The sequence below is a fragment of the Spirosoma validum genome (genome assembly GCF_014699035.1).
GTDB lineage: Bacteria > Bacteroidota > Bacteroidia > Cytophagales > Spirosomataceae > Spirosoma > Spirosoma validum.
On the sequence record NZ_JACXAA010000007.1, the window covers coordinates 257,063 to 282,034 of the forward strand.

Below are 24,972 nucleotides of genomic sequence, written 5' to 3' on the forward strand. Positions count from 1 at the left end.
ATCGGATTTAGCGGCTGGTTGTAGACATAGTTGTTTTCTCGACCCGCATGATTCCCTGCATGATGCTCCAGTGGCCGGGAAACGTGCAGATGAATGGATAATCACCGGGCTTGGTCGGTGCAGTAAACTCCAGCGTAAAGGCTTCGCCAGGGTTGACCAGTTTCGTAGCGGCCAGTACGTCTGGCGTTTGCGGGACGTAGTTCTTCTCCAGCCCTTTCGGATCGCGGGCGAGTGCGTCAGCGGCTTTACCTACTTTTTCGGTAGAGCCGGGTTTACAAATGACTAAGTTATGCTGCATGATGTCGGGGTTTTCGAGCGTTAATACAACCGGAAGTCCGGCTTTCACTGTAATTACTTTCGTGTCGTATTTCATCTGCTCCTCTACGACCTTAATCGTCAGTACCGTCGCTTTATCCGACGTAGCGACTCGTCCGGCCGGGCTCGGACTATCGGCTGCCGGTTTTCGGACTTCGAGCGTAGCATTCTGTACGTTACCGATAAAGTCGAAAGTAGTGGTATACGCACCCGTGTACGCGCCAATCGAATTGTCGCCGGTGAAATCCCGCTGTGACCGCACGACGTCGGTCAGTGGTTTCGTAAACAGCGACGGCGCTTTTCCCGTACCAACCTGTTTCCCATCGACAAACAACAGGATCGTTCCGTTAGTAGCCAGGCGCCCTTCAAAGTCGAACCGTTCGGGTAACGCTTCGGCCGACGTAGCGGTGTATACCTTGCCATTTTGTTTGACGGACATTGTCAGGTGATTGTCTTTAACGTACAGACCGTAGCCACCCTCCTGACCGCCCTGCCCCGCAATGAATCCTTCTATATCGCGAAAACCTTTGGCTGCACTGCCTTTAATGATGATTTCTTTACCCGTTACGTCCGGTGGGAACGCAATGGTCGCCCGGCGTTGCAGCGCATAAATTTCTTTGTTAATTCCAGCCATCAAGCGACTGCTCAGGCTATTTTCAGATGCATTGGCGGCTGGATTTTTAGCAGCTTCGGCTAGGAACCCGTCCCGATGCGTCGCTGCCGCAGCAAACAAGGCCCGGTTCATCCACTCGTCGGCTTCATTGTCGGCCTGCAGCGACGCCCGGTACAGGGCAGCGCCAACTGCCTCCGACGGTGGCATGGTAACCATCGCCAGCACTGCCGCCATTCGGACATTCATGCTCGGGTCGTTGAGCAACCCTACTTTTTGCAGTTGTTCCAGCGTTTGACCCGTTTTGGGTAATGTCTCGATAGCCGCTTTTCGGACGCCAGCCGCCGGATGCGCCAGGGCTGCACTGACTACCCGCATCGCTTCGGTATTGGTCCCCGACAGCGCTCCCAACCCGTGCAGCGCCCAGATGGCGTGAACCGCCGGGCTATTCAGGCCAATTTCGTCCACATTCGTTTTGGCGATGATCCGATAGAGTTCGGGCAACAAAGCCTGATTTTTTGATTCGACGATAAGCCGCTGGGCGGTCATGCGCCAGAACATGTTGTCGCTTTGCAGAGCCGCTACCAGGCTGGCCGGATCTGTTCGGGTAAGGGTAACTGGCTGATAAGGCTTCGCTTTTTTGTACACAACCCGATACACCCGACCAAAATTAATGTCACGGAGTGGACTGATAAAAGCGTTTCCCTGACCGCGCGGCTGATCTTTGAACGGCAACACCATGTTCGACGGAGCCTGCCGCTCGACAAATACGTTGTGCTGAATGATGAAGTTATACCAATCGGCCACCCACAGAGCACCGTCGGGTCCTACTTCGGCATGGACGGGTCCAACCCATTCGTCGGTGCTGGCCAGGAAATTCCAGCCGTCTTTTTCGGCAAAACCGGCGCCTTTCGGTTCAATGATGGCGTTGTGAACCAGCCGTACGGTGGGTTCGCAGACAAAAGCTACCCGGTTCCAGTACGATTTTGGAAAACTCCGGGCCGTATAAAAATGGTGCCCAGCCGCTGATGTAAAGCCCCCCACTACGTCGACCTGCCGCAGATTCCGGGTCATGGTATGCGAATCATAATGCCCATCTATTTTCTGGACGGCCTGTACCGTAGAGCCGGGCAGATTGCGCTGCATGAACCGAGCAGGCATCGAATAGAAGGCGCTGTGGGTATTGTTAGCCGTAGAAATGAATACGTTATTGTCTTCCGTCAGGCCGAGTCCCCACGTATTGTTGCTGGTATTGGCCAGAAAATCGACCTCGGTTCCGTCGGGATTCAGGTTATAAACACCCGTCCGAAAATCCATCGTTTTCCCGTCCTTCGTTGTGCCTTTGTAACCGGACCCGACAACGCCCCATATCTTATTGTTGAATCCATATTGCAGGTTGGACGGGCCAAAGTGCGTATCATTTTTCTCCCAGCCGGTCATGATGTTCTCGCGCACATCGGCCTTATCGTCACCGTTGGTATCTTTCAGAAAAACCAGATGCGGAGCCATTGCCACCACGACCCCACCGTTAGCAAAAACCATGCTCGTCGGAATGTTCAGCTTATCGGCGAAGACGGTAAACTTATCAGCTTTGCCATCGCCGTTCGTGTCTTCGCAGATTTTAATCCGATCGTTGGCAGCTCCATCCGTTTCCAGGAACGTATTGGGGTAGTCGACGGATTCAACAATCCACAAGCGTCCCCGTTCATCCCAGGCCATTGCAATCGGGTTGGTGATATCAGGTTCAGCGGCAAACAGTTGCACGTCAAAATCGACAGGTACCTGCATCAGTTTTTTAGACTCTTCCGGCTTGAGCGCTTCCTGCATTTTCGGAACCAGATGCCGCTTTGTATAATCTGAAATGGCTATTCCCGACGATTCGTAAATATCGACGTTCGGAATCGTCAGTTTGGCAATCTGCTGTTGAACGGTAGAGCCAAGGGCCCATATGACGCCGTTGTTCACCAGTTTCTGAAAACCGGGATTCGTCCAGGTACTGTCGTTATGGCCATAAGCGGTGTAAAAAACCCGGCCTTTCCCCTGATTACGCACCCAGGTATACGGCTCCTGCCGATCGCCTTCCTTTCGGGTCATCAACACCGTCATGTCGGGATTGAGATTCTGGTGCACATAGGTTTCATCCCAGGACGTCGTGAACTCCGACAGCCCCTGCATAACCGGGTGTTTTTTATCTACGATGGACGTAGTGAACGACCCCGTACCGTGCGATTTGAACTGCCCGCCAATCGTTTTGATGTACCAGTCCGAGTTTTTGAAACAGCCCGATGCTGAATGAAGCGGAATCAATCCTTTTCCGCCCTCCACAAACTCTTTCATAGCCTGCTCCTGCGCGGGCGAGAGGTTATCATGATTGGCATAAATGATCAGGCCATCGTAATGACTTAGATTCTCGGCATTCAGATCGTTGAGATCAACCGTGTAGGTAAGATTAATTCCCTGTTTGAACAGCGAAATAGCCAGCCAGGGGGCATATTTACCTGAGTCGTGATGCTTACTGGTATTCCCCAGAAACAACACTTCTCCCCGACGGTCAGCCAGTTGACCTGATGCCGACTTGCCGGAATCGCTCTGATTCGTCTGTGTGTTGCGGGTGCAGGCCTGATAAAAAAGGCAAAGCAGTAGCAATGAAAGCGTAAAACGCATCATAAAAGGTTGGGTTTAACTAAATTGAGTCTGAGAGTTAGGCGTTCATGTTTATCGTGTATTAACCTACCCCTAAATCCCCTGAAGGGGACTTAGCTCTCTCTTAGACAAAGTCCCCTTCAGGGGATTTAGGGGTAAGGCCCGTTTGATACGTATCAAGGTTTCAACCAGACTTGCTGAGTAAAGGCACCGTTAACAGCGGCATCCCAGACCTCAACCCGCACCCAGGTTCTGTTTTTAAGATTGGTTGCAAACTGGTATTTATTTTTGCCGAACGGCAACGTATTGGTCAGGTCAATTTTCTCGCGAAACACCTGCTTGCCATCCCCGGAAATAATTTCAGCAAATGTGAGCGGGAACGTCCAGTTCACGTCCAGCGCAACGGTCGCTTTGCCATCGGCGGGTAGCGTTAGGGTTTCGCCCGCTCCTTTGCCGTTGACCGTGAACGACGGAAACATAATTTCACCCGTTGTGACGAACAGCTTGCCCTGCTGCATGACGTCTAGAATCGGTTGCCAGCCCTGATTGTAATCCGGCAATTTGTCCAGTTGGAGGTAGTTGACGTTCAGGTGGGCGTAGGTTTCGTTTTCGGGCTCCATCGTAAAAATATCGGATTCGGCAATGACGTGTTTTTTATAGCCCCAGTTGGCCATATCGTCCATCAAATCCAGTACGCGCCGACTCAGCCGAGGTTCTGACATATCCGCGGGAATGTTTTTCCAGGCTGCGCCGAAGAAATGGTCGGACTTATAAAAATCTTCGTCTTTGTATTTATCGGGATAGCCGGTCGACCCTTTCGTGCGGGCGTGAGCCGTCCAGGCCAGGCCATTTTCGGCTTCCAGGAGACGTAGCATATCGTTTTTATCGGCAATCCGGTAAACTTTCCCGTATTTCGGATCATCCATTACGAACGGCATTTCGGGTTTGCGGGACATAATCCAGTAGACCGGCTTTGGAAAAAATTCCAGCCAGTGACCGCCGAAAAAATTATTCGGTTCTTCGCCGGGCAGCAACAGAAAATTCTTGTTAGAGAGTCGTTTACATTGCTCAAATAAAGCTTTCAGTTCGACCAGACGCAGACTATCGGGACCTTTTGGATGGCCGGGACCGTGAAATTCGGCCAGGTGCACAATGTCAACGCCGTGATCTTTGAAAACCTTCACGAAGTTGGGCACCTCAGGAATGGGCTTTCCAGCCAGCACTACTTTCATCGTGAATTCATTGTGAAAGTGGCTCGACATGGTTTTATAACCAGGCACCTCCGGGTATTTGTCGTTATGGGTGAATTTCTTTACCTCATCCAAGGCTTTGGTAGGCGTATCGGTGCTGATCAGGCAGAAGAAATTAAGCCGTTGCTGCGTTTTCGGCGGTGCATTGACCCAGGGAACCCAGCGCCTGTCACCCATCAAATCCTGTCGAATACCAATCCCAAAATCAGGCACTAAGCTTCGGTAATTGGTACCATACCAGGTAAAGTCTAAGTTATAAGCTTCGTCGAGCGGATAAAAATATTGGTGAGGAGCCGGAAAAACCGCCAGGCTACCCGCTTCGTTAGCACCGATAATGGTCCGGTACTTCACGGCCTGAGCTTTGTTGGTTTGTTTCAAGTCAGCCGGAATGCTCTGCATCTTATTGTCCGTATCCGACCAGGCCAGTGTATTCCAGACCGGCACTTTCGTCAATAAACCTGCATCGTACAGAATGGCGGTCGAATCTACTTCGGTCGCCATCACAGCTGCTACGTTAAACAGCGGACTACCAGTATATACCGTGATTTCTATGGCACCATTGAACGTAGCGGCTTTTACCTCCGAAACCCTCACGATGGTTCGGGTACCGACGGTTGTAACGCTTGCCGAGCGTTTATTCAGTTCAACAGCATACGCTTTGTGAGGCAGCTTATTGGTCTTGTCGAAGAAGATATTCCAGCCATTCTGTGAGATCAAATCCCGTTTACCAACCGTGAGCACAAAGGCTGGGTCCAGCGCTTTCGCAATCTCTTTAGACTTCCCTTGCTGGGATAGTTGAATACTATTGAAAAGAGGTTTTCCCTGTTCGAGGTTAATGACCAGCTTTCCCGTTTCCTTTCCATTCGCGGGCCAGCTTACAACTAGATTGTTTCCCTGTTTGGTTACGTTCGTGCCGTTTTTTTTCTGGTAACCAGACAGATTCACCGGCGTTTGTGCACCAGCAAATGAGCCGACAAGCGCGAACAGAATCAAGAGGCTTTGTTTCATAAAAAGTGGGTTCGTAAGACATCTCGCAGAATCTAAAAATGGCTTGGTGTGACCCCGATGGGGTCATACTATTACTGCTCCAATTTAATTTTTATTACCGGTACCACGGGTTTTAACCCGTTCGGGAATTGTCCAAAAAACGGGTTAAAACCCGTGGTACCTTTTTCTAAAACCATTAAATGGGTCAAGTACTATACTGAGTTCATTCTGCTTCCTTGCTTAAGTAATTATAATCGGTTCGCTACTGTCGGGTAAGTACAATAAATAATAGGCCACTCAATGAGTTAACTGGTCTCCGAGCAGCCCCTATCCCGATTACCAACCTATTGTAATGTTATCTTCTGAACGGGTGTGTAAATCATGTCTTCAACACCCGTAATCTTCAATCCGATACGTACGAAAACGTAGTTCTGCGATGGTATCAACGTACCGATGTCATCTGTTGTCAGGCTGACACTAGCTACATCTTTAATAGCCGTTCCGGCCAGATCCGCTTTATTGATACTATTTCCGGCATCAACGAACTGCGATTTATTGACGTAGAGCGATACCCGTTCTACCGTTTTTGCATTCGTTGCGTCAGTAATGATCTGTTCGAGTTTTACACTCCCCGATACCTTTCGACCGCTAACCGTAAACTGCGGATTCCGTACCATATAATACGGCGTAACCTCAATGTCCATTGTTTTGCTGCCCTGCATGGAAATGGCCAAACTGTCGGGTGTATTTTTTTCGGTACGCTTCCACAGGAACGGTCCCTGGCCGTTCGGCACGATCAACTTATACTCGCCATCAAACAGCAAGGCCGAGAAGGAGCCATCCTGCTTGATCGGTATCCGAATCGAGCTTCTGTTGTTATAAGCCTGTTGCCAGAGCTCCAGAAAGACGGGGAAATCGGAGTTATTGCCCACGGCTACATTCGCGCTTTGCATAAGCAGGGGTTCACCCTTGTAAACAATACGTCCTTCGAATGCGGATTTAGGCGGTTCAAAGTTGTCTAATTCGCACCCGGTTAGCCCAATCATGATGAGCAGTAGGGCTGGTATGAATGTATATCGCATGATCGTAGCAGCTAATTATTGATTCGGATTGCGGACAATCGTAGGGTTGTTATTAATGATGGCGTCGCTGATGCGGGAATAGTAATTGCCCAGCCGGAAAATGTGACTTTGGGTTACCCGGCTCGACAGAACTTTCCGAAATACCCACTTATTATGGTTGGCACCACCGGGATTATAGACTTTATACGGCCAAAGGCTATAGACACGTGTGCTCGGTTCGTTGGCTTTGCCCGGTTGCGTGGTCAGATCGGAGTTACTGCCATCCCAGACAACATGAGCAATTCTCCACCGCTTCATATCCCAAAGGAGATGATTTTCGTAAGCCAGCTCCACTTTGCGCTCGTGCACGATCCGGTCGAATGTGACTTCGGCTGACGTAAGTGCTTTTGTCAATCCCGCCCGATCGCGCACCTGCTTCAGATACCCGGCAGCCAGTGCACTCTGCCCCAGTTCAAAGGCCGCTTCGGCGGCATTGAGCAGCACTTCGGCATACCGGTAGCGCACATTCCAGACTTCACTCATCGTACCAATCTGCCCTGAACCCGCTACCGGGTCGTTGTATTTCCGCATGTAAAATCCGCCCTGCGCCGATCCGTCGTAGCCTTCAATGGGTCCCGACAACCCTACTACCTGCACCGAAGCACCGTTGACCGTTTTGAGTTGGCCCAATTGATCACCTGACAGAATGCTGCCATTGCCCAGAACCAGCCCGGCAAAGATGTCGATGGACCGGCTTTTAAAAAGATTTCCCGGCACCAGCACGGTCCCCTGTAAACGCGGGTCGCGGTCGGCGAAGAGGTCCTCAGGCTTATCGTAATAGATGTAATCCGTTGCCGCCCCTTTATTAATCGCTAAAGGCGCGAACGTATTATCCAGTTTTTCAAACGACTGCACCAGGTTCAGCGAAGGGTTTAGGCGTCCCCCGCGTTCGCCTTCTTCCGTAATGGCCCGGGGCTGGTTATCCAGCGCAAACGAGTGCGTTTTACCACTTTGCAGCTTGTAATCTTCCACGAAGATCACTTCCGGATTATTGGCTTTGTCGAGGAAGATATTCGCGAAATTAGTCGATAGATCCGGGTTCTTCTGATACAGCGAGTACTGCCCAGAATTGATCAACTCCTGAGCCGCATCCAGGGCTGTCTGGAAATAGGCGGCTGCTTTGGCTACTGGAATGCCTACCTCGCCGTTGGACAACGTAACCGTTGGGGTGTTGACGCCGTACTTGGCGATCGAACCGGCGTACAGCGCAGCCCGGGCTTTCGAGGCCAACGCCAGCCCATACGTAGCGCGGGATTTCTCGCCGGGCGTTTTGGGCAGAATGGATTTGATGGCCTCAAACTCACTAATGACGTAATCGTAAATCTCCGACTCTTTGGCGCGGGGTTTGCGAAGGGAAGCCGTATTACCACTGTAATCATACGTGAGCGATTCGGTGATGAGGGGTACCCCACCCATGCGCTTGACCAACTCAAAATACGCATTGGCTCGCAGAAAACGGCCTTCGGCTGCAAACCGGGCCTTGTCGGCCGCCGTTAATTTAGTGGCCGCATTGACCCGCTCGATGAACAGATTGATTTCGCGGATATAGCCGTAATCCCAGTAGCTCCAGTCGTCGTAGCTATACTCCCGGTTCTGATGCCGCCCGTAGTCGCCCGATGCAAACGCTTCGTCGAAGCTGGCCAGAATCCCAAAGTTGGCGGGTTCGACCAGGTCAGGGATTCGGTTGTACAGGTCCGTTGCCGCCGATAACACCAGCCGGGGGTCGCTATAGACCTCATCGACCAGCAGAATACTTGTGGACTTGATATTTAGAAATTCGGAGTCGTCCTTACAGCCGGTCGTCAGCGAAAACAGGGTGACGAGCGATAGAATATATTTTTTCATAGTTGCGTCGGTTTAGAAGCTCAGGTTCAGGCCAAAATTGAGCAGCTTGGTCTGCGGGTATTGCAGCCCGTTCTCGTCCTGCACTTCGGGGTCGATGCCATATTTTCGGGTGTTGTCGATAGAGAACAGGTTATACGTATTGACAAACACACGGGCCTTCTGAATCTTCACTTTCTGGGTCAGCAGAACGGGCAGGGTATAGCCCAGTTCCATAGTCCGGTTACGGAGGTAGGTGATATTAACCAGCCACCAGGTCGAATTCTTGTTGATGTTGCTGTGTCCGGTGTCGTTATAACGTAGCGGAATCTGGGTACCGGGAATCCACGGACTATCCGGATTGAGCGGGTCAGCCCGGCGCCAGCGGTTATCAAAGAGCAGATTCGGTACGTTGCCCGTGTTCTGATAGGCGTTTCGCTGTTCGTTGGTCCGGTTGATCGCCATCATCGTGCCCCCGGAAAAATCCATGGCAAAATCAAACCCTTTGTATTGCAGGGTGAAGTTCAGGCCACCCGACAGAATCGGCGTGTTGTTGATGCCGTAGCCGATGGGTCGTTCATCGCGGCTGTTGATGATTCCGTCGTTGTTCTGATCGCGGAAAATCAAATCGCCGGGTATCATGGTCCGGTTGCCCTGCCCGTCGTTATTGATCGCGTAGTTATTGATTTCATCCTGCGACTGAAACTGCCCTACGGCTTCGTATCCCCAGAAAATATTGCTCCATCGATCCGTCCGCGAATCGCGGTATTCGAGCAATGAATTGCCGAACAGCGGATTGTAGGGCGTCAGGAACCGACTACGGGCATACGAAAGGTTCGCGCCGATGGTGAACCGAACTCCCCGAACGTTGCCGTTATACGTCAGCGAGCCTTCGCCCCCGACCACCGCATCACTCTCCAGGTTTTCCTGTGGTAACGCGTATCCCAATTCGCTGGGCACAAACACGTCGCTCTTCACGGCGGGCAACCCATCACGCACCCGCCGGAAATAATCGAGCGTACCCGTGATTTTACTGTTTAGCAACGAGAAATCCAGTCCGATGTCAGTCACTTTGGCCGTCAGCCACGAAATCCGGTCGAAGGCAATTCCCCGGTCGCGGGCCGCTACGGTTGTCGTGCCCGACATAATCCCGATTCCCGTGTTGTAGTTGTAACCGGGGTTATAAGCAAAGGGGTCGAGTTCGGAGTTGTTGGGCCGGACGTTATCATCGCCCAACTGCCCGTAGGACGCTCTCAGTTTAAGCTCACTCAGGAAGGCTCCGTTATTGGTCCAGGATTTGAAGAAAGGTTCTTCGGTAATGCGCCAGGCCAGCGAGACCGACGGGAAAGTACCCCAGCGTTTAGCTGGTGAGAATTTCCAGGAGGCATCACGCCGGGCAGCCACTTCTACAAAGTATTTATCGGCATAGCCATAATTGATCCGACCAATGTAGCCAACCCGTGCCTGCGTAGAGTCGACATCGTTATACGCCACAATGTCGGCAAACTGCATGACGGGCAACGTATTGGTTTTGGGCACAGTACGGGCTTCTACGTTTCGGATACGCTTCTTCAGCCGCTCAGTCAGAGCAATGGCGTTGATGGAGTGTTTCCCGAACGTATTGGTGTAGATAAACTGCAGCTGTCCTACGTTTTCATCAATTTTGTTCACCACCCGTTGCCGGTACGGATTCTGGCTACCACCCGTTCGGTTATACTGCTGCGTCGTCGGATTGTAGGTGTACGTATCGTAGGTGTACTCAAATACTTCGCGCTGGGCATCGCGGAACATGTATGAATACAAGCCCTTGATGCTTAACCCTTTGAGCGGAGTTTGATATTCAGCCGTAGCTTGAGGTGTAATTGAATTATACACTTCTTTTAGAAAACCTGACCGCGTGTAGTTCAGATAGCCCCAGTTCGATGCCGGATTGCTGATGGTGTTGATGTAGTCGGGATTATCATTGGCGTAGGGTCGTTCGGTCGGGCGATTACGAAGGATGGCGAACTTGGGCGCTACGTAGTCGTCGCCACCGGGCACACCCGGATTTTCGCGGGTTTCCTGCCGTCCGGCAATGGTCAGCCCGACTTTAATCCGGTCCGTAACCCTGACGTCGATGTTGGACTGAATATTGGACCGGTTAAAGAAAAACTCGCGGCCCATCACCGAATTCTGATCCAGTCGCGTGGCGGAGATGTAGTAGTTAATCCGATCTGACCCACCGCTGGCACTCAGGTTGATGTTCGACTGGGGCGAGTTGGGCTGAATAATGAAGTTATACCAATCAAAACTCTGGTACCCGTATTCTGTACCGGCTTTATACTTATCTAATTCAGCCTGGGTGATGGCCGTTGTGCCATTGCGGTTTACTTCTGCTTCGGCCTTACCCAGGTTCCAGTCGTAAGCGTTCACAACCGTCGGGAAGCGAGTCCAGTTTTGAAATCCATAGTACGCATCCAGGTTAATGGTGCTTTTCTGGCCAACGACCCCGCGTTTGGTTGTCACGATGATAACACCATTGGCCGCCCGTGAGCCATAGATAGACGCCGAAGCATCTTTCAGTACCGTAATGGTTTCAACGTCGTTGGGCGAGAGGTTATCGAACTGGGTTTTGTCTTTCGGTACGCCGTCGATAATAAACAGCGGATTACCACCCATATTGCGAATCTGAATGGTAGCAGCCGCACCAGGCCGGCCATCGGGTTGACGGAACTGCACGCCTGGAATCTTACCAGCCAGCGTTGCCGTTACGGTAGAGGCATGAACCCGCCCCACATCGCGGGACGTAACGGCGGAAATAGCGCCCGTGATCGACTCTTTCTTCTGGGTACCGTATCCCACCACAACCACCTCCTGCAAGCCTTTGGAGTCCGGGTCAATCGCTACATCAATCGTGGATTGATTACCAACTGGTACTTCCTTCGACAAATAGCCAATGAAAGAGGCAACGAGCGTAGCATTCGTCGTGCCACTGGATAGAGGCAGGGTATAATTTCCGTCCTTATCGGCCGTCGTACCTACAGACGTGCCTTTAAGCAAAACTGTAGCGCCGGGTAAAGGGTCCCCTTTGTCACCGGTCACTTTTCCTTTGATGGTCCGCTGCTGTGCCAGAACAACAGGTCCAGTCAGAACCAGCAGCAGTAACCATGTACATAGGTGTTGGTAGAGGTTTTTCCTATTCATAAACGTATTAAGGGTTGGGATTTAAGGTTTAGGCAAAGACTGGCTGTAAAAAGACTCGGTTAGGTTACTCGCTACGTCAGCTCATGACGTATTCAATCAGGCTGGATGCCATACGCAGATTCCCGACCACCCTGTCAATTGCAGGAAGAGCATCTACATAGATGGGATTTCGCCGAGGCTGTTGGCGGTAACGGATTGAGGAAACTATTGGCTCCGGAGCAAGCAGGCCGGAGCATAGAACATAGAGATCATAGTTAGCATTTGAGTACAATTACGGTGGTACAATTCAAAGTATTGATTTTGCAATTTTAAGAAATGACCAATCCACAAATCATTACTTTTGTGTAAAAGAGCAGGATATATGTACAATTTTTGGCTGACATAGTCCTATATTGGCATTTTGTGCGGGCAGCAAAACATAAATCCTGCTGACTGATAACAAGCAACCTTTCTCTTCTGGAAATACTCACCGATGAAACCTATTCTACTGACTATCACAACCTTACTTCTCCTTTTCACTAAATCTTCCGCTCAACAATTTCATTTTAATACCCTTACGTCCGAAGAAGGATTATCACACAATAGTGTCTTTAGCATTGCACAGGACTACAAAGGGTTTATGTGGTTCGGAACCCGGGATGGTGTCAGCCGTTATGACAGCCAGCGGATCAAGAATTATTACGTCAATGCTTATAGTCCAAATGTTGAAGCGAATCGGGTTAATTGTGTTTATGCTGTTGGAAAGAACCTGTGGGTCGGCACCGAGATAGGGTTATTCCGATACGTATTTGAAAAAGATTCGTTTGAACAGGTGCGGCTAAATCAAGGGGCCACTTACGTATGGAATATCAAACAGGTATCAAACGGCGAACTATGGATAAGTACGCAGGATGGCCTCTACATTCTCGGGCAGCAGGGACAGATACGGCATATTCTACCTAAGCAGAACATACGATCTGTCTGCGAGTTTCGAAAAGGAACCTATCTGATCCTTCAGGATAGTAACCCACGCATCATTAACTCCCATGGCGAGACCGTCGTAACCCCTACCCTTACGGTTGTTAGCCAGGAAAAATTAGCCTCCTTCCGGAATTACATTTTCTACAAAGATCGGCAGGGCGCTGTCTGGTTAGGGACCAACGGAGGCCTACTCCAACTGGATGAAAAAACGATGGTGTTTCGGCCGGTAGACTGGCTTAATCGGCTCGTTAAGACGAACATTCGGGTAGTCCGAACCATTACCGAAGATGGCGCAGGTAACATGTGGATCGGCAGCGAAGCTGGAGCCGTCGTGATCGATAAACAACGTCGAACCGCTCAGTGGTACGATAAATTGTTTGCTGCTTCGCCCTATAGTCTAACTGATCGGGCCGTTTATTCGAGCTACGTTAGTCGAGACGGAACCGTCTGGCTCGGTACCTATTTTGGCGGTATCAACTACGCCAGACCCGTTGGCATTTCTTTTAACCACCTTTTCCCCGATCCGAACGGGAAAGGTCTTTCGGGAAAAGCCATTAGCCAGCTCGTTGAAGATGAGAAGCAGCGACTCTGGATTGCCACCGAAGATAACGGCATTACGGTTCTTGATCAGACAACAGGAAACTATACGTATCACAACCGAAGCAACGGACTCAGTGACAACAACATACACACCGTTTATGTAGACAAGTCGGGCGTTGCCTGGATTGGTACATTTTTGGGCGGGTTAAATCGAATCGATCCCGTAACAGGCCATAAACGGATTTATACCCACAACCCCGCCGATTCGACTTCTCTTTCGAACAACTTTGTTTGTACCGTCTACCGGGACCGGGGAAAGCGCCTATGGGTGGGAACCATACACGGGCTGAACATTATGGATGAGCAGACGGGTAGGTTTCGGCTGGTCAGACCGGACGTACTGGGCCGTACGTTCATTTACTCGCTACTGGAAGATCATACCGGTCAAATCTGGATCGCCACCCGGTATGCCGGGATCTATCGCTATGACCCCAGTTCAGATAGGTTAAGTCACTATCATGTCGGCAACACAAGGTCGTTACGTAACAACCAGATTATCAGCATGTATGAAGACTCCAACCATAACATGTGGTTCGGCAGTATCAACGGGGGCGGGCACTGGAATAACAGGCTGAAAAAATTCATCCCAAATCCAGTCGACAGGCATTTGCCAAGCCAGACGATATATGGCATTTTGGAGGACAGCAATGGCCTCATCTGGTTTTCGACTAATCGAGGGCTTCTTTCGTTCGATCCTGGAGCGAAAACGTATCGAATTTTTGACAAGAGCAACGGCCTGCAGGCAACCCAGTTCAATTACAGTTCGTACCTCAAGAACCGAAGTGGCATACTGTATTTTGGCAGTGTAGATGGACTGTGCTATTTCGATCCGGCACTGATTACGAAACGAGCTTCTGACCCACCCGTTTATTTTACGGATCTGAAATTGTTCAACAAATCGGTGAAAGTTGGTGACGAGCAGATGCTAACCAGGCACCTTGATGGGCTTGACGAGTTGATATTTCATTATGATCAGAACGTAATCACCCTGGATTTTGTCGCGATTAATTATTTCTCGAAGCGCACCAACTATTATCAGTATTATCTGGAAGGTTTTGAAAAGAACTGGGGTCCCAAAACGACCAAAAATTCGCAGACCTACACGAACCTCTCTCCTGGAACATACACCTTCCATGTCCGGTCATTTTTGTCGAACGGCGAGTTATCGCCCTCCGAACGCACAATCCAACTGCGCATTAAACCTCCCTTCTGGCAAACGACGTACGCTTACCTGCTTTATCTGTTGCTGGGTGTTGGTGCTCTCCTGGCCTATCGGCGGTTTATTACGTTCCTGAACAATCAGAAAATGGCGGTACAGATGGCTCGGGTCGAACGGGAAAAAAGCACGGAGCTAAATCAGCAAAAACTGAATTTTTTCACATTTCTATCGAACGAATTTAAAACGCCGATTACCCTGATTATGGCGGAAATCGACGAGTTGATTCAGTCTAACCAAGCCTGGCGATCGGATTCAGCAACCAATTATAGCGTCATTAAGAATAACGCGAAGCGATTGAAGGCCATTATCGATCAGATTACGGAACTCAGAAAAGCAGAACATGAATCACCCAAGGTAAACCTGACCGATCTGGATGTTGTCGCTTTCGTCAAAGAAACGGTTCAGGGGTTTAATTCGCTGCTCCAGTCCAGACATATCCGAAAACGAATCACCTTTTCACCCTCGTACCTGATGGCCTCATTTGATGCGGGAAAACTGGAGATGATTATCGGAAATGTCATCTTTTTCCTGACCAATGAATTTGCCGAAGGTGACGAGCTGGCGATTGATGTACACGTAGTGAACCATTCGAATCAACTTGATTCTCAGCTCAGTATTGATTTTTCGTTGGATGGTCAACAGGAGTTGTTCAACAGCATCAAAACCAGCTACCAGCTTGCCGTAGAAAACGAGGAGCTTTTTCAGCAAAACAGCTCAGCCAACATTGGTATATTACTGACATTCAGCCTACTGAAATTATTATTAGGGTCAGTGGCTTTTTCTGAGGAAGCTGATAAGTATACCCTCCGCGTCCGACTCCCTATCCGAAAAAGCCCAGTTAGCAAAACCGCCGTTGGGTTAAAGCAGCCTAATTTATTACGTTCCCAAATTGTGGGCGTACTAGACGACCTACCGTTTGAACGTGAGTTTGCGGACGAGACTCTGTCAACCGATAAGCCAACGATCCTGGTTGTTGACCGTAGCAAAGATCTGGCTCAGTTTCTCAAGCGACATTATCAGGAAAGCTATCGAATCATCATTTCGTATACCTTCAGCGAAGGACTGAAACGAGCAGAAACCGTCCTTCCCGAACTCATTCTGTGCGATAGTGACATCCGCGATAAAGAGCAACGGAACTTGTGCGTAGCCCTGAAAAAGAACCCATTAACGCAGGCGATACCGGTCATTTTGCTGTTGAACGATGAAGATGAGAAAACAATCATCGATGGTCTGAATAAAGGAGCGAATGGATACATTGGCAAGCCGTTTAATCTTAGAGAGTTAGATCTGTTAATTGGCAACCAGTTGACGTCGGTGGCTCTCCTGAAAACCAAATTAGCGGGTAGCTTAACTGACTCTCATCTCACTACGTTGCCCCGGCGCAATAAGGAGCAGGAGTTCATCCTTCGGTTCGCTTCGTTAGTGAAACAAGAGTATAAAAATAAAGATGTAACGGCTGACACGTTGTCGCAATTGATGAACTGTAGCCGCTCGCAACTGCACACAAAACTCAAAAGTCTTACCGGTTTAAGTACAAAAGAGTACCTGAACGAGTATCGGCTCACGATCGCCCGTCAATTGCTTGAGGGAGGCATGAGCGTATCTGAGGTAGCTTTTGAAGTCGGCTTCGGCGATCCAAATTACTTCGGGAGAGCCTTTAAAAAGAAGTATGGCCTTACTCCCAGTAAGTCAAATTAGAAGATTTAGCCTATAAGCAACTGGAGCATAATTAGGGAGCCAGGAAAATTCAGAAAGAAAGGAATTGGCTTTCCGGCTGACGTTACTTTTCAACGTAGTAAAGCCATGAGTGTCAGTAAATAGTAGTAGCCTGAATCACCCAAAAACCTCTCGATTGTGTTATTTTCGGATGATTTATAGTACTATTAAAGCTAAAATGATTCTATATTTCCGGTAATCTATTCACTTTTCAAGAAGAATTATAATCAAATTCACAATTAGAACCATTTAGTATTAAATTCCGGCAAAAGGTGTTTTTGCCGAATTTTTTTGGTAGTATATTGCGTGACTTTGTCACAAACGCCCTTCAGCCCGACTACCATCTCCGGATTAAATTTTACGCCGGGCTACTTGATTAATTTAGATTTTCTTAATAATCGGCCCTGTTTTTTGCGATTCTCACAAAGAGAAGCCTTGAACCAGAAGCCCCATCCAACACTGTTACGACCATGTCTGATCAGGTTGACCAACTAGCGGGTCTTTACCGCCCCGAGTTTGAACACGATAACTGCGGTATCGGCTTTGTAGCCCATATCAAAGGACGCAAGTCTCACAAAATTGTATCGGATGCTCTCCAGATGCTTCGGCGGATGGAACACAGGGGCGCTGTTGGGTCTGAGCCTAACTCCGGCGATGGAGCGGGCTTGCTCATCCAGATTCCTCACGAGTTTTTCGTTGATGAAACCCGTAAGCTGGGCGTTCATCTACCTCCTGCGCTCGAATATGGCGTAGGTATGGTGTATTTCCCGAAAGACGTATGGCTCCGTGAAGAATGTCGCGCGGTATTGAACCGCAAGATGAAGCGACTCGGGTTAGAATTATTGTGCTATCGGGTAGTGCCGGTCAATAACAGTGATCTGGGTAATGGCTCACGCTCAGCAGAGCCACAAATGGAGCAGGTGTTTATCAAACGCCCCGCCGACATCACTAATGCTGACGATTTTGAGCGTAAATTATACATTCTCCGGAATTACAGTACTCGTATTATTAATGAAACCATTGCGGGTGTTGACCATTTCTACTTTTCGTCACTCTCCTGCCGTACTATTACGTATAAAGGCCAGCTGACAACCCTCCAACTGGAACCGTATTTTCCGGATCTCCAGAACGACGAGGTTGTTTCTGCCATTGGGGTTGTGCACTCTCGTTTTTCAACGAACACGTTCCCATCCTGGAAACTGGCCCAACCGTTCCGTTATATTGCCCACAACGGCGAAATCAATACGGTACGCGGAAACGTCAACTGGATGAAAGCCGCTGAAGGTCTGCTCAAGTCGTCTAAGTTCACGCAAGAGGAGATGGACATGCTGTTACCCATCTGCGACCCGAAACAATCCGACTCGGCCAATCTCGATAATGCCATCGAGCTGCTGGTTATGAGTGGCCGGTCGCTACCGCACGTGATGATGATGCTCGTTCCGGAAGCCTGGGATGGCAACGAGCACATGGACCCGGTTCGGAAGGCGTTCTATGAATTCCATGCTGCGCTGATCGAGCCCTGGGATGGCCCTGCGTCAATTTCGTTTACGGATGGACGTATCGTTGGCGCTACGCTCGACCGGAATGGCTTGCGTCCGTCACGCTTCTGGGTTACCAATGATGATGTTGTGATTATGGCGTCGGAAGTGGGGGTGCTGGACATCGATCCCGCTATCGTTGTGTCAAAAGGTCGCTTGCAACCCGGCAAAATGTTCCTGGTTGATATGGAACAGGGACGTATTGTTTCGGACGAGGAAATCAAAGCCGAAATCTGCGCACGTCGTCCTTACCAGGAATGGCTCGACACCAATAAGATTAAGATTCAGGATCTGGAAGCCCCGATTCGGTCGTACAATCCGTATGATCCGGCTAAGTTGCTACGCATGCAGCAGGCCTTTGGCTTTACGTCGGAAGATCTACGAATGATTCTGGCCCCGATGGTCGAAACGGGTAAGGAAGCGCTTGGTTCTATGGGCACCGACGTGCCCCTGGCGATCTTGTCGGAGCAGAGCCAGCACATGAGCCATTACTTCAAGCAGTTGTTCGCGCAGGTAACCAATCCGCCGATTGACTCGATTCGGGAGCGGGCCATCATGTCACTGATCTCGTTTGTTGGCGCTACGTATAACTTGTTGAGTGAGTCGCCCGAACACTGCCGCCAGGTTGAACTGGAGCAGCCCGTACTGACCACAAAAGAATTTGACAAACTGCGGTTTATCGATAAGCCTAAGTTCCAGGCCAAAACCATCAACTGCCTGTTCACAGCTGACGGAGATGGCAAATCGCTCGAACGTGCTCTTGACCGTATCTGCCGCTATGCCGAAGATGCCATTCAGGACGGATACTCGATTCTGGTGCTCTCTGACCGGGCTATTGATTCGAGTCATGCGCCAATTCCATCGCTGCTGGCTACGTCGGCTATTCACCATTACCTGATTCGTCAGGGCTTGCGGGGTAAAGTTGGTATTGTGGTCGAAGCGGGCGATGTCTGGGAAACTCACCACGTAGCAACACTGATTGGCTACGGTGCGTCGGGTGTGAATCCCTATATGGCTTTCGAGACGATTGCCAGCATGAAAGATAAGGGGTTGCTAACCGTTGATTACGACCTCGACAAACTCTTCAAGAATTACGTTAAGGCGGTCAATGGAGAGTTGCTCAAAATCTTCTCGAAGATGGGCATCTCTACCCTGCAATCGTATCAGGGTGCCATGATTTTTGAGTGCCTGGGCCTGAATCAGGACGTAGTAAGCCGCTACTTTACAGGAACTGTTTCGCGCATCGGCGGTATGGGTCTCGATGAGATTGCCCGCGAGATTCTGGTTCGGCACTGTGTCGCGTTCCCGGATATGCCGGTATCAATTCCGCGTCTGGAAGTCGGTGGTATTTATCAGTGGAAGCAACGGGGTGAAAAACATATTTTCAATCCCGATACCATTCACCTGCTTCAACAGTCGACCAAGAAGAACGATTACTCAATCTTCAAGAAGTATTCGAAACTCATTGACGACCAGACGCAGAACGCCATTACGTTACGTGGTTTACTGAAATTCAGGAAAGGTACGCCTGTTCCTATTGATGAGGTTGAACCCATCGAAAGCATCTTCAAACGCTTTGCGACGGGAGCCATGTCGTTCGGCTCGATTTCGTGGGAAGCTCACACGACGCTGGCAATTGCCATGAACCGCATCGGCGGAAAAAGCAACTCCGGCGAAGGGGGTGAAGACGAACTGCGTTACAAGCCGCTCGAAAATGGCGATAGTATGAATTCCGGCATCAAACAGGTAGCTTCGGGACGTTTCGGCGTAACGAGTTATTACCTGACGAATGCGCGTGAACTGCAAATCAAGATGGCGCAGGGTGCTAAACCCGGTGAAGGGGGTCAGTTACCCGGTTTCAAAGTCGATGACTGGATTGGTCGTACCCGTCATTCGACGCCTGGTGTGGGCCTGATTTCGCCACCGCCCCACCACGACATCTACTCAATTGAGGATTTAGCTCAGCTGATCTCCGATCTTAAAAACGCTAACCGTGATGCCCGAATCAGTGTTAAACTGGTATCGGAAGCGGGGGTAGGAACGATTGCCGCTGGGGTAGCTAAAGCACACGCTGATCACATCCTGATCTCAGGACACGATGGCGGAACCGGTGCGTCTCCCCTATCCTCCATCCGTCACGCGGGTCTACCCTGGGAATTAGGCTTAGCGGAAGCACATCAGACATTAGTTAAAAATAAACTCCGTGGACGCGTAACCGTACAAGCCGACGGACAGATGCGTACGGGTCGCGACCTGGCGATTGCCGCCCTGCTCGGCGCTGAAGAGTTCGGCGTTGCTACAGCTGCACTGGTTGCTACGGGCTGTATCATGATGCGGAAGTGTCACCTCAATACGTGTCCAGTGGGTGTAGCGACGCAGAACAAAGAACTCCGCGCTTTATTTACGGGTAAGCCTGAACACGTCGTGAACATGTTTACGTTCCTGGCAATGGAGTTGCGCGAGATCATGGCTGAACTGGGTTTCCGTACTATCAACGAAATGGTTGGCCAGGCACAAATGCTCGAACTGCGCGACAACCTGCCCCACTGGAAATACAAGAACGTTAATCTCGACGCGCTGCTGTACAAACAGCCAACCACGCTCGACGTAGCACTCTACAAGCAGGAAGAACAGAATCATTACCTGGATGACGTTCTCGACCGGAAGCTAATCGAGTTGGCTCAACCTGCTCTGCAATCCGCAGAAACCGTTTATGGCGAGTTTACCGTACAGAACATTGACCGAAGTATCGGTACCATGTTATCGAACGAAATTTCGAAAGTCTACGGTGGTCCCGGTCTACCCGAAAGCACCATTCATGTGAAATTGCGGGGTACGGCGGGTCAGAGCTTCGGCGCGTTCAGCACGAGTGGTATTAAACTCGAACTTGAAGGTGACGCCAACGATTATTTCGGCAAAGGTCTTTGCGGAGCCCAACTGATTGTGTACCCTGACCGAACGGCTCAATTCCAGCCGGAAGAAAACAGCATCGTCGGGAACGTATCGTTTTACGGCGCTACGTCGGGCGAAGCATTCATTCGCGGTATGGCAGGAGAGCGTTTCTGCGTTCGGAATTCCGGTTCCAAAGTCGTTGTCGAAGGTGTCGGTGATCACGGGCTTGAATACATGACGGGTGGACTGGCTATCATCCTGGGCAAAACGGGGCGCAACTTCGCAGCCGGAATGTCGGGCGGTGTAGCTTACGTCTGGGATCAGGATGGCACGTTTGCCTCTAAAGTCAACGGCGAAATGGTTAGCCTGGAGCCGCTCAACGACGAAGATCAGGGTATCGTCCGGGAATACGTCGACAAACATTTCCAGTATACCACCAGTAACGTAGCGCTCGCGCTGATTCAGGATTGGGATAACCTTATTGGTCAGTTTGTGAAAGTGATGCCCGGCGATTTCCGGCAGGCACTGGCTGGTCGGGGCATCTCATTGGCCGATCAGATTCGCGACAAAAACATCGTTTATCAGGATATAACCGTCGACGTAACGCACGGGTAATTTGTCTAATTTCTCGTATCTTTAGCTTAGGCAAGCGCGCTATGCTATGAAAAACTGGGAAGAAATTACGTCACATTCCGAATTACTGGCTGCTCAGGAAATCAAACAATCCTTCGATGCAGGAAACCTGACAGACGTAGAAGAAGGGTTGACGCAGTTAATTGAAACGATGGCGCGTTCAGAAAAGCGAGCGTTGCAGAGTCAGCTTATTCGACTGATGATGCATATTTTAAAGTGGCGTATTCAACCGGACAAGCGATCCCGTAGTTGGCTTTTGACGATAAAAAGTGCCCGTTACGAGATTAGTAGCTTACGAGAATATACGCCATCGCTGAATGCAGAGTTTATTCACAGTATTTGGGAGAAAGCTTTCAACGAAGCCTGCGAAGAAGCTGAGACAGAAACAGGTCTTTCTACCAAGAATGAGGAATTAACCTGGGCTGATGTATTTGATAAACAGTATACACTGTAACGAATGGGAAAACCTACCGGATTTTTAGAATTTGCGCGCGAACTTCCGAAAAAGCGCGACCCGCAACAGCGGATTCACGATTATAAAGAAATTGAAGTACCGCATTCGGAGAAGGACTCACAACGGCAGGCAGCCCGTTGTATGGACTGTGGCACGCCTTTTTGTCACAGCGGTTGTCCGCTCGGAAACATTATTCCCGAGTTTAATGATGCGGTATATGAGCAGAACTGGGCTTACGCGTATGAAATCCTGAGTTCGACGAATAACTTCCCGGAGTTTACTGGGCGTATTTGTCCGGCTCCCTGCGAAGCTTCGTGCGTATTGGGCATCAACAAACCACCGGTTGCCATTGAGTTTATTGAAAAGTCAATAGCCGAAGTCGCTTTTGAACATGGCTACGTAACGCCTAAAGTACCCAAAGAGCGTACCGGCAAAAGTGTAGCGGTTGTAGGTTCCGGACCTGCCGGATTAGCCGCTGCGGCTCAGATGAATAAAGCGGGCCATACGGTAACGGTTTTTGAGCGAGCAGATCAGGCTGGCGGACTATTACGGTATGGCATTCCGGATTTCAAACTCGAAAAATGGACCATCGATCGCCGTCTGGCCGTCATGGAAGCCGAAGGCATTACGTTCAAAACGGGTGTAAACGTAGGTGTTGATCTGAAAGCAAAAGATTTACTGGAGCAGTTCGATCTGATCATGCTGACCGGCGGATCAACCGTTCCGCGTGATCTACCCATTAAAGGACGTAACCTGAAAGGGGTTTATCCGGCGATGGAATTCCTGAGTCAGCAGAACAAACGTAACGCTGGTCGTACTGTTGACGTTGACCATCGTGGTGAAAAATACGGCGACGGTGATATTTGGGCCACTGGCAAGAACGTAGTGGTTATTGGTGGTGGCGATACAGGTTCTGACTGCGTTGGTACGTCGAATCGGCACGGGGCCACAAGTGTCACCCAGATTGAACTAATGCCGATGCCGCCTAAAGATCGGGCTGAAAATACGCCCTGGCCAAACTGGCCGATGATGTTACGTACCAGCACATCTCACGAAGAAGGCTGCGAACGTCACTGGTCGATCAATACCAAGGAATTCATTGGTGATGAAGATGGAAATCTGACAGCACTACGTATCGTTGACCTGACCTGGGAAAACCAGAATGGCCGGATGCAGATGGTCGAACTACCCGGTTCCGAACGCGATATTCCCTGCGAATTGGCTCTTTTAGCCGCTGGTTTCCTACACCCACAGCATAACGGTTTACTCGATGACCTGGGTGTTGAATATGACGAGCGAGGTAACGTAAAAGCGAACAAGTACCAGGCGACAACCAACCCTAAAGTTTTTGCTGCTGGCGACATGCGCCGGGGTCAATCACTCGTGGTGTGGGCCATATCGGAGGGTCGCGAAGCCGCTCGTGCTGCTGACTGCTACCTGATGGGTGAAACCCTGCTCGAAGCCAAAGCAGTTTCGATGATCGCTGTTGAATAGATTCATCTCAAAAATTCTCTCCCATAAAAAAGCCGCTCCGAAAATCGGAGCGGCTTTTTTATGGTTTCCTGTTTACAAGCTAACCGGCTCTTCTTTTTCGTCAAAAAAGAGGTAATTCAACAGGTCGCAATAGGGTTTGATGATTCGGCAACCGCGCACAATTTCGTCCGCAAAGTTGGGTTTTAGCACATCTTTATCAGAGTAACGGTGCAGGAAAAACAGCTCCTTTCGACGTAACAGATCAATTTCAGGATGGTCAGCCGGGTAGCCTTTAGGCGATGTTTTCATCACCTCGCCGGATGCCTCTGGAAAATAGGTTTTGAATTCGTCGGCTTCGATAATGTCTTTTAATTCCTGGACATTATAGTCGATCTCCTGTCGAAATTTGGCGAGGTTAGCTGGAGTTGGCTGCCACATTCCCGCTCCCAAAAAAGACTGGTTATCCGGCTGAATATGGACGTAGTAATCGATCCGTCCCGAGTGGCGCCCACCGGGACCGATAGCAAACGCCAGATTTGATTTATACGGAGCTTTATCTTTTGAAAACCGTATATCGCGATTGATACGAAATATGCAATCCTTTACCGACGTGTTGGCCAGAGGTTCAAATGGGCTTAATCCCATCAATACTCGCTCCGTTACTCCGCATAGTTCGGCTTTGGCTGACTCATAACGGGGACGATTAGCCTGAAACCACTCTCGATTGTTGTTTTGGACGAGTTCACGCATGAACTCCAGCGTAGACACTGTAAAGGCAGCTTTAGAAGCAGATTGTTTTGTCATAACTATAACTACTGTATAAGTTTCTGATTTTCAGAACAATATCTTATAGGCAGAAAAATAAGGTACAGATAAGGATTAATTTTTGCGGTTTGTACCGCCGTTTTAATTAATTGATGAATCTAAGTTAACGGTTTCGCGCTTTGTCGCTTGTTGTTTCTTACCGAATTGGCAATCATTTTTCATACTGGCTTGCCGACAGAGTGTGGACGAGAAAGACACTCCTTATCAGACTGTGTCGCCGGAGTGATGCCCATGCAGAATCCTTGTGGATTGGACCTCCGAAACGGCCGTCTGAAAGCTGAATTATTAGAAGACGGTTGCTTTGATAGCTTGCAGGATGCACACGATGAGCTGTTCGGCCTTAGGCTATCAATCACCGATTAATTTTGAGAATCAGTATTACCAAGCTAATTTCACTCAAACTCTAAATGACAAAGTGTCCAGCTAAACCGGCCCACCTCAGCTATAGATGATTGTGCCTATAGCAAAACGCCTTTAGTCGATATCCAGTGTGTAAACGATTCCAAAAAGCCTCTGGATAGTTTGCCTTATTGGAGATTTGTAATCAAATGGCACAGGCAATGGATAATTAAGTCGATTAATCGTGAACTATACTTTTTCTGGGTGGCAAGGTGGTAAAGCCCCCAATATAGACTTTACCACCTTGCCACCTAAGAATTAGCCTGATTTAACCCTGACCACATCGAGTAAAACCTACGCATGATGCAATATTAGGTTGGCTATTACTCCTTT

General features: G+C 49.7%; 10 protein-coding genes. 4 read left to right on the forward strand and 6 right to left on the reverse strand.

Translation table 11 applies throughout. The features are described from left to right. Positions 1-7: 7 nt before the first annotated feature. From IC230_RS19735 to IC230_RS19755, 5 genes are all read right to left on the reverse strand, one after another. Positions 8-3,589 (reverse strand): PVC-type heme-binding CxxCH protein, encoded by a 3,582-nt coding sequence (locus IC230_RS19735; RefSeq protein ID WP_191040875.1) that lies wholly within the window; start codon positions 3,587-3,589, stop codon positions 8-10. A 155-nt stretch (positions 3,590-3,744) separates the two neighbouring features. Continuing rightward, the gene (locus tag IC230_RS19740; RefSeq protein WP_191040760.1) at positions 3,745-5,826 is read right to left on the reverse strand and encodes a CehA/McbA family metallohydrolase domain-containing protein; all 2,082 of its coding nucleotides are present in this window, start codon (positions 5,824-5,826) and stop codon (positions 3,745-3,747) included. 323 nt (positions 5,827-6,149) lie between these two features. Further along, positions 6,150-6,887, reverse strand: coding sequence for a DUF3823 domain-containing protein (locus IC230_RS19745; RefSeq protein ID WP_191040761.1), 738 nt, complete (start codon positions 6,885-6,887; stop codon positions 6,150-6,152). Positions 6,888-6,902: 15 nt separating this feature from the next. Next, on the reverse strand, positions 6,903-8,771 hold the full coding sequence (locus IC230_RS19750) for a RagB/SusD family nutrient uptake outer membrane protein (protein ID WP_191040762.1): 1,869 nt from the start codon (positions 8,769-8,771) through the stop codon (positions 6,903-6,905). Positions 8,772-8,783: 12 nt separating this feature from the next. After that, the gene (locus IC230_RS19755; RefSeq protein WP_191040763.1) at positions 8,784-11,930 is read right to left on the reverse strand and encodes a SusC/RagA family TonB-linked outer membrane protein; all 3,147 of its coding nucleotides are present in this window, start codon (positions 11,928-11,930) and stop codon (positions 8,784-8,786) included. 472 nt (positions 11,931-12,402) lie between these two features. On the opposite strand from IC230_RS19755, the gene IC230_RS34660 reads away from it, so the two are divergent. The 4 genes from IC230_RS34660 (at position 12,403) to IC230_RS19775 (ending at position 23,436) form a co-directional block, all read left to right on the forward strand. Further along, complete coding sequence (locus IC230_RS34660) at positions 12,403-16,407, forward strand: two-component regulator propeller domain-containing protein (protein ID WP_191040764.1); 4,005 nt, start codon at positions 12,403-12,405, stop codon at positions 16,405-16,407. Between the two features lie 488 nt (positions 16,408-16,895). Continuing rightward, complete coding sequence (gene gltB / locus IC230_RS19765; RefSeq protein WP_191040765.1) at positions 16,896-21,470, forward strand: glutamate synthase large subunit; 4,575 nt, start codon at positions 16,896-16,898, stop codon at positions 21,468-21,470. Between the two features lie 46 nt (positions 21,471-21,516). Next, a complete protein-coding gene (locus tag IC230_RS19770) occupies positions 21,517-21,942 on the forward strand; it encodes a DUF29 domain-containing protein (protein WP_191040766.1) in 426 nt (141 codons plus the stop codon). Positions 21,943-21,945: 3 nt separating this feature from the next. Then, on the forward strand, positions 21,946-23,436 hold the full coding sequence (locus IC230_RS19775; protein ID WP_191040767.1) for a glutamate synthase subunit beta: 1,491 nt from the start codon (positions 21,946-21,948) through the stop codon (positions 23,434-23,436). 72 nt (positions 23,437-23,508) lie between these two features. Here IC230_RS19775 and IC230_RS19780 read toward each other — a convergent pair whose 3' ends face one another. Beyond that, on the reverse strand, positions 23,509-24,219 hold the full coding sequence (locus IC230_RS19780) for a DUF2461 domain-containing protein (protein ID WP_191040768.1): 711 nt from the start codon (positions 24,217-24,219) through the stop codon (positions 23,509-23,511). Between the last annotated feature and the right edge of the window lie 753 nt (positions 24,220-24,972).

What these genes read in the sequence shown, in the direction of transcription:
- IC230_RS19740 (WP_191040760.1), bottom strand. Translation starts at nt 5,826, where the DNA reads ATGAAACAAAGCCTCTTGATTCTGTTCGCGCTTGTCGGCTCATTTGCT.
- IC230_RS19750 (WP_191040762.1), bottom strand. Translation starts at nt 8,771, where the DNA reads ATGAAAAAATATATTCTATCGCTCGTCACCCTGTTTTCGCTGACGACC.
- IC230_RS19780 (WP_191040768.1), bottom strand. Translation starts at nt 24,219, where the DNA reads ATGACAAAACAATCTGCTTCTAAAGCTGCCTTTACAGTGTCTACGCTG.
- gltB (WP_191040765.1), top strand. Translation starts at nt 16,896, where the DNA reads ATGTCTGATCAGGTTGACCAACTAGCGGGTCTTTACCGCCCCGAGTTT.
- IC230_RS19735 (WP_191040875.1), bottom strand. Translation starts at nt 3,589, where the DNA reads ATGCGTTTTACGCTTTCATTGCTACTGCTTTGCCTTTTTTATCAGGCC.
- IC230_RS19745 (WP_191040761.1), bottom strand. Translation starts at nt 6,887, where the DNA reads ATGCGATATACATTCATACCAGCCCTACTGCTCATCATGATTGGGCTA.
- IC230_RS34660 (WP_191040764.1), top strand. Translation starts at nt 12,403, where the DNA reads ATGAAACCTATTCTACTGACTATCACAACCTTACTTCTCCTTTTCACT.
- IC230_RS19770 (WP_191040766.1), top strand. Translation starts at nt 21,517, where the DNA reads ATGAAAAACTGGGAAGAAATTACGTCACATTCCGAATTACTGGCTGCT.
- IC230_RS19755 (WP_191040763.1), bottom strand. Translation starts at nt 11,930, where the DNA reads ATGAATAGGAAAAACCTCTACCAACACCTATGTACATGGTTACTGCTG.
- IC230_RS19775 (WP_191040767.1), top strand. Translation starts at nt 21,946, where the DNA reads ATGGGAAAACCTACCGGATTTTTAGAATTTGCGCGCGAACTTCCGAAA.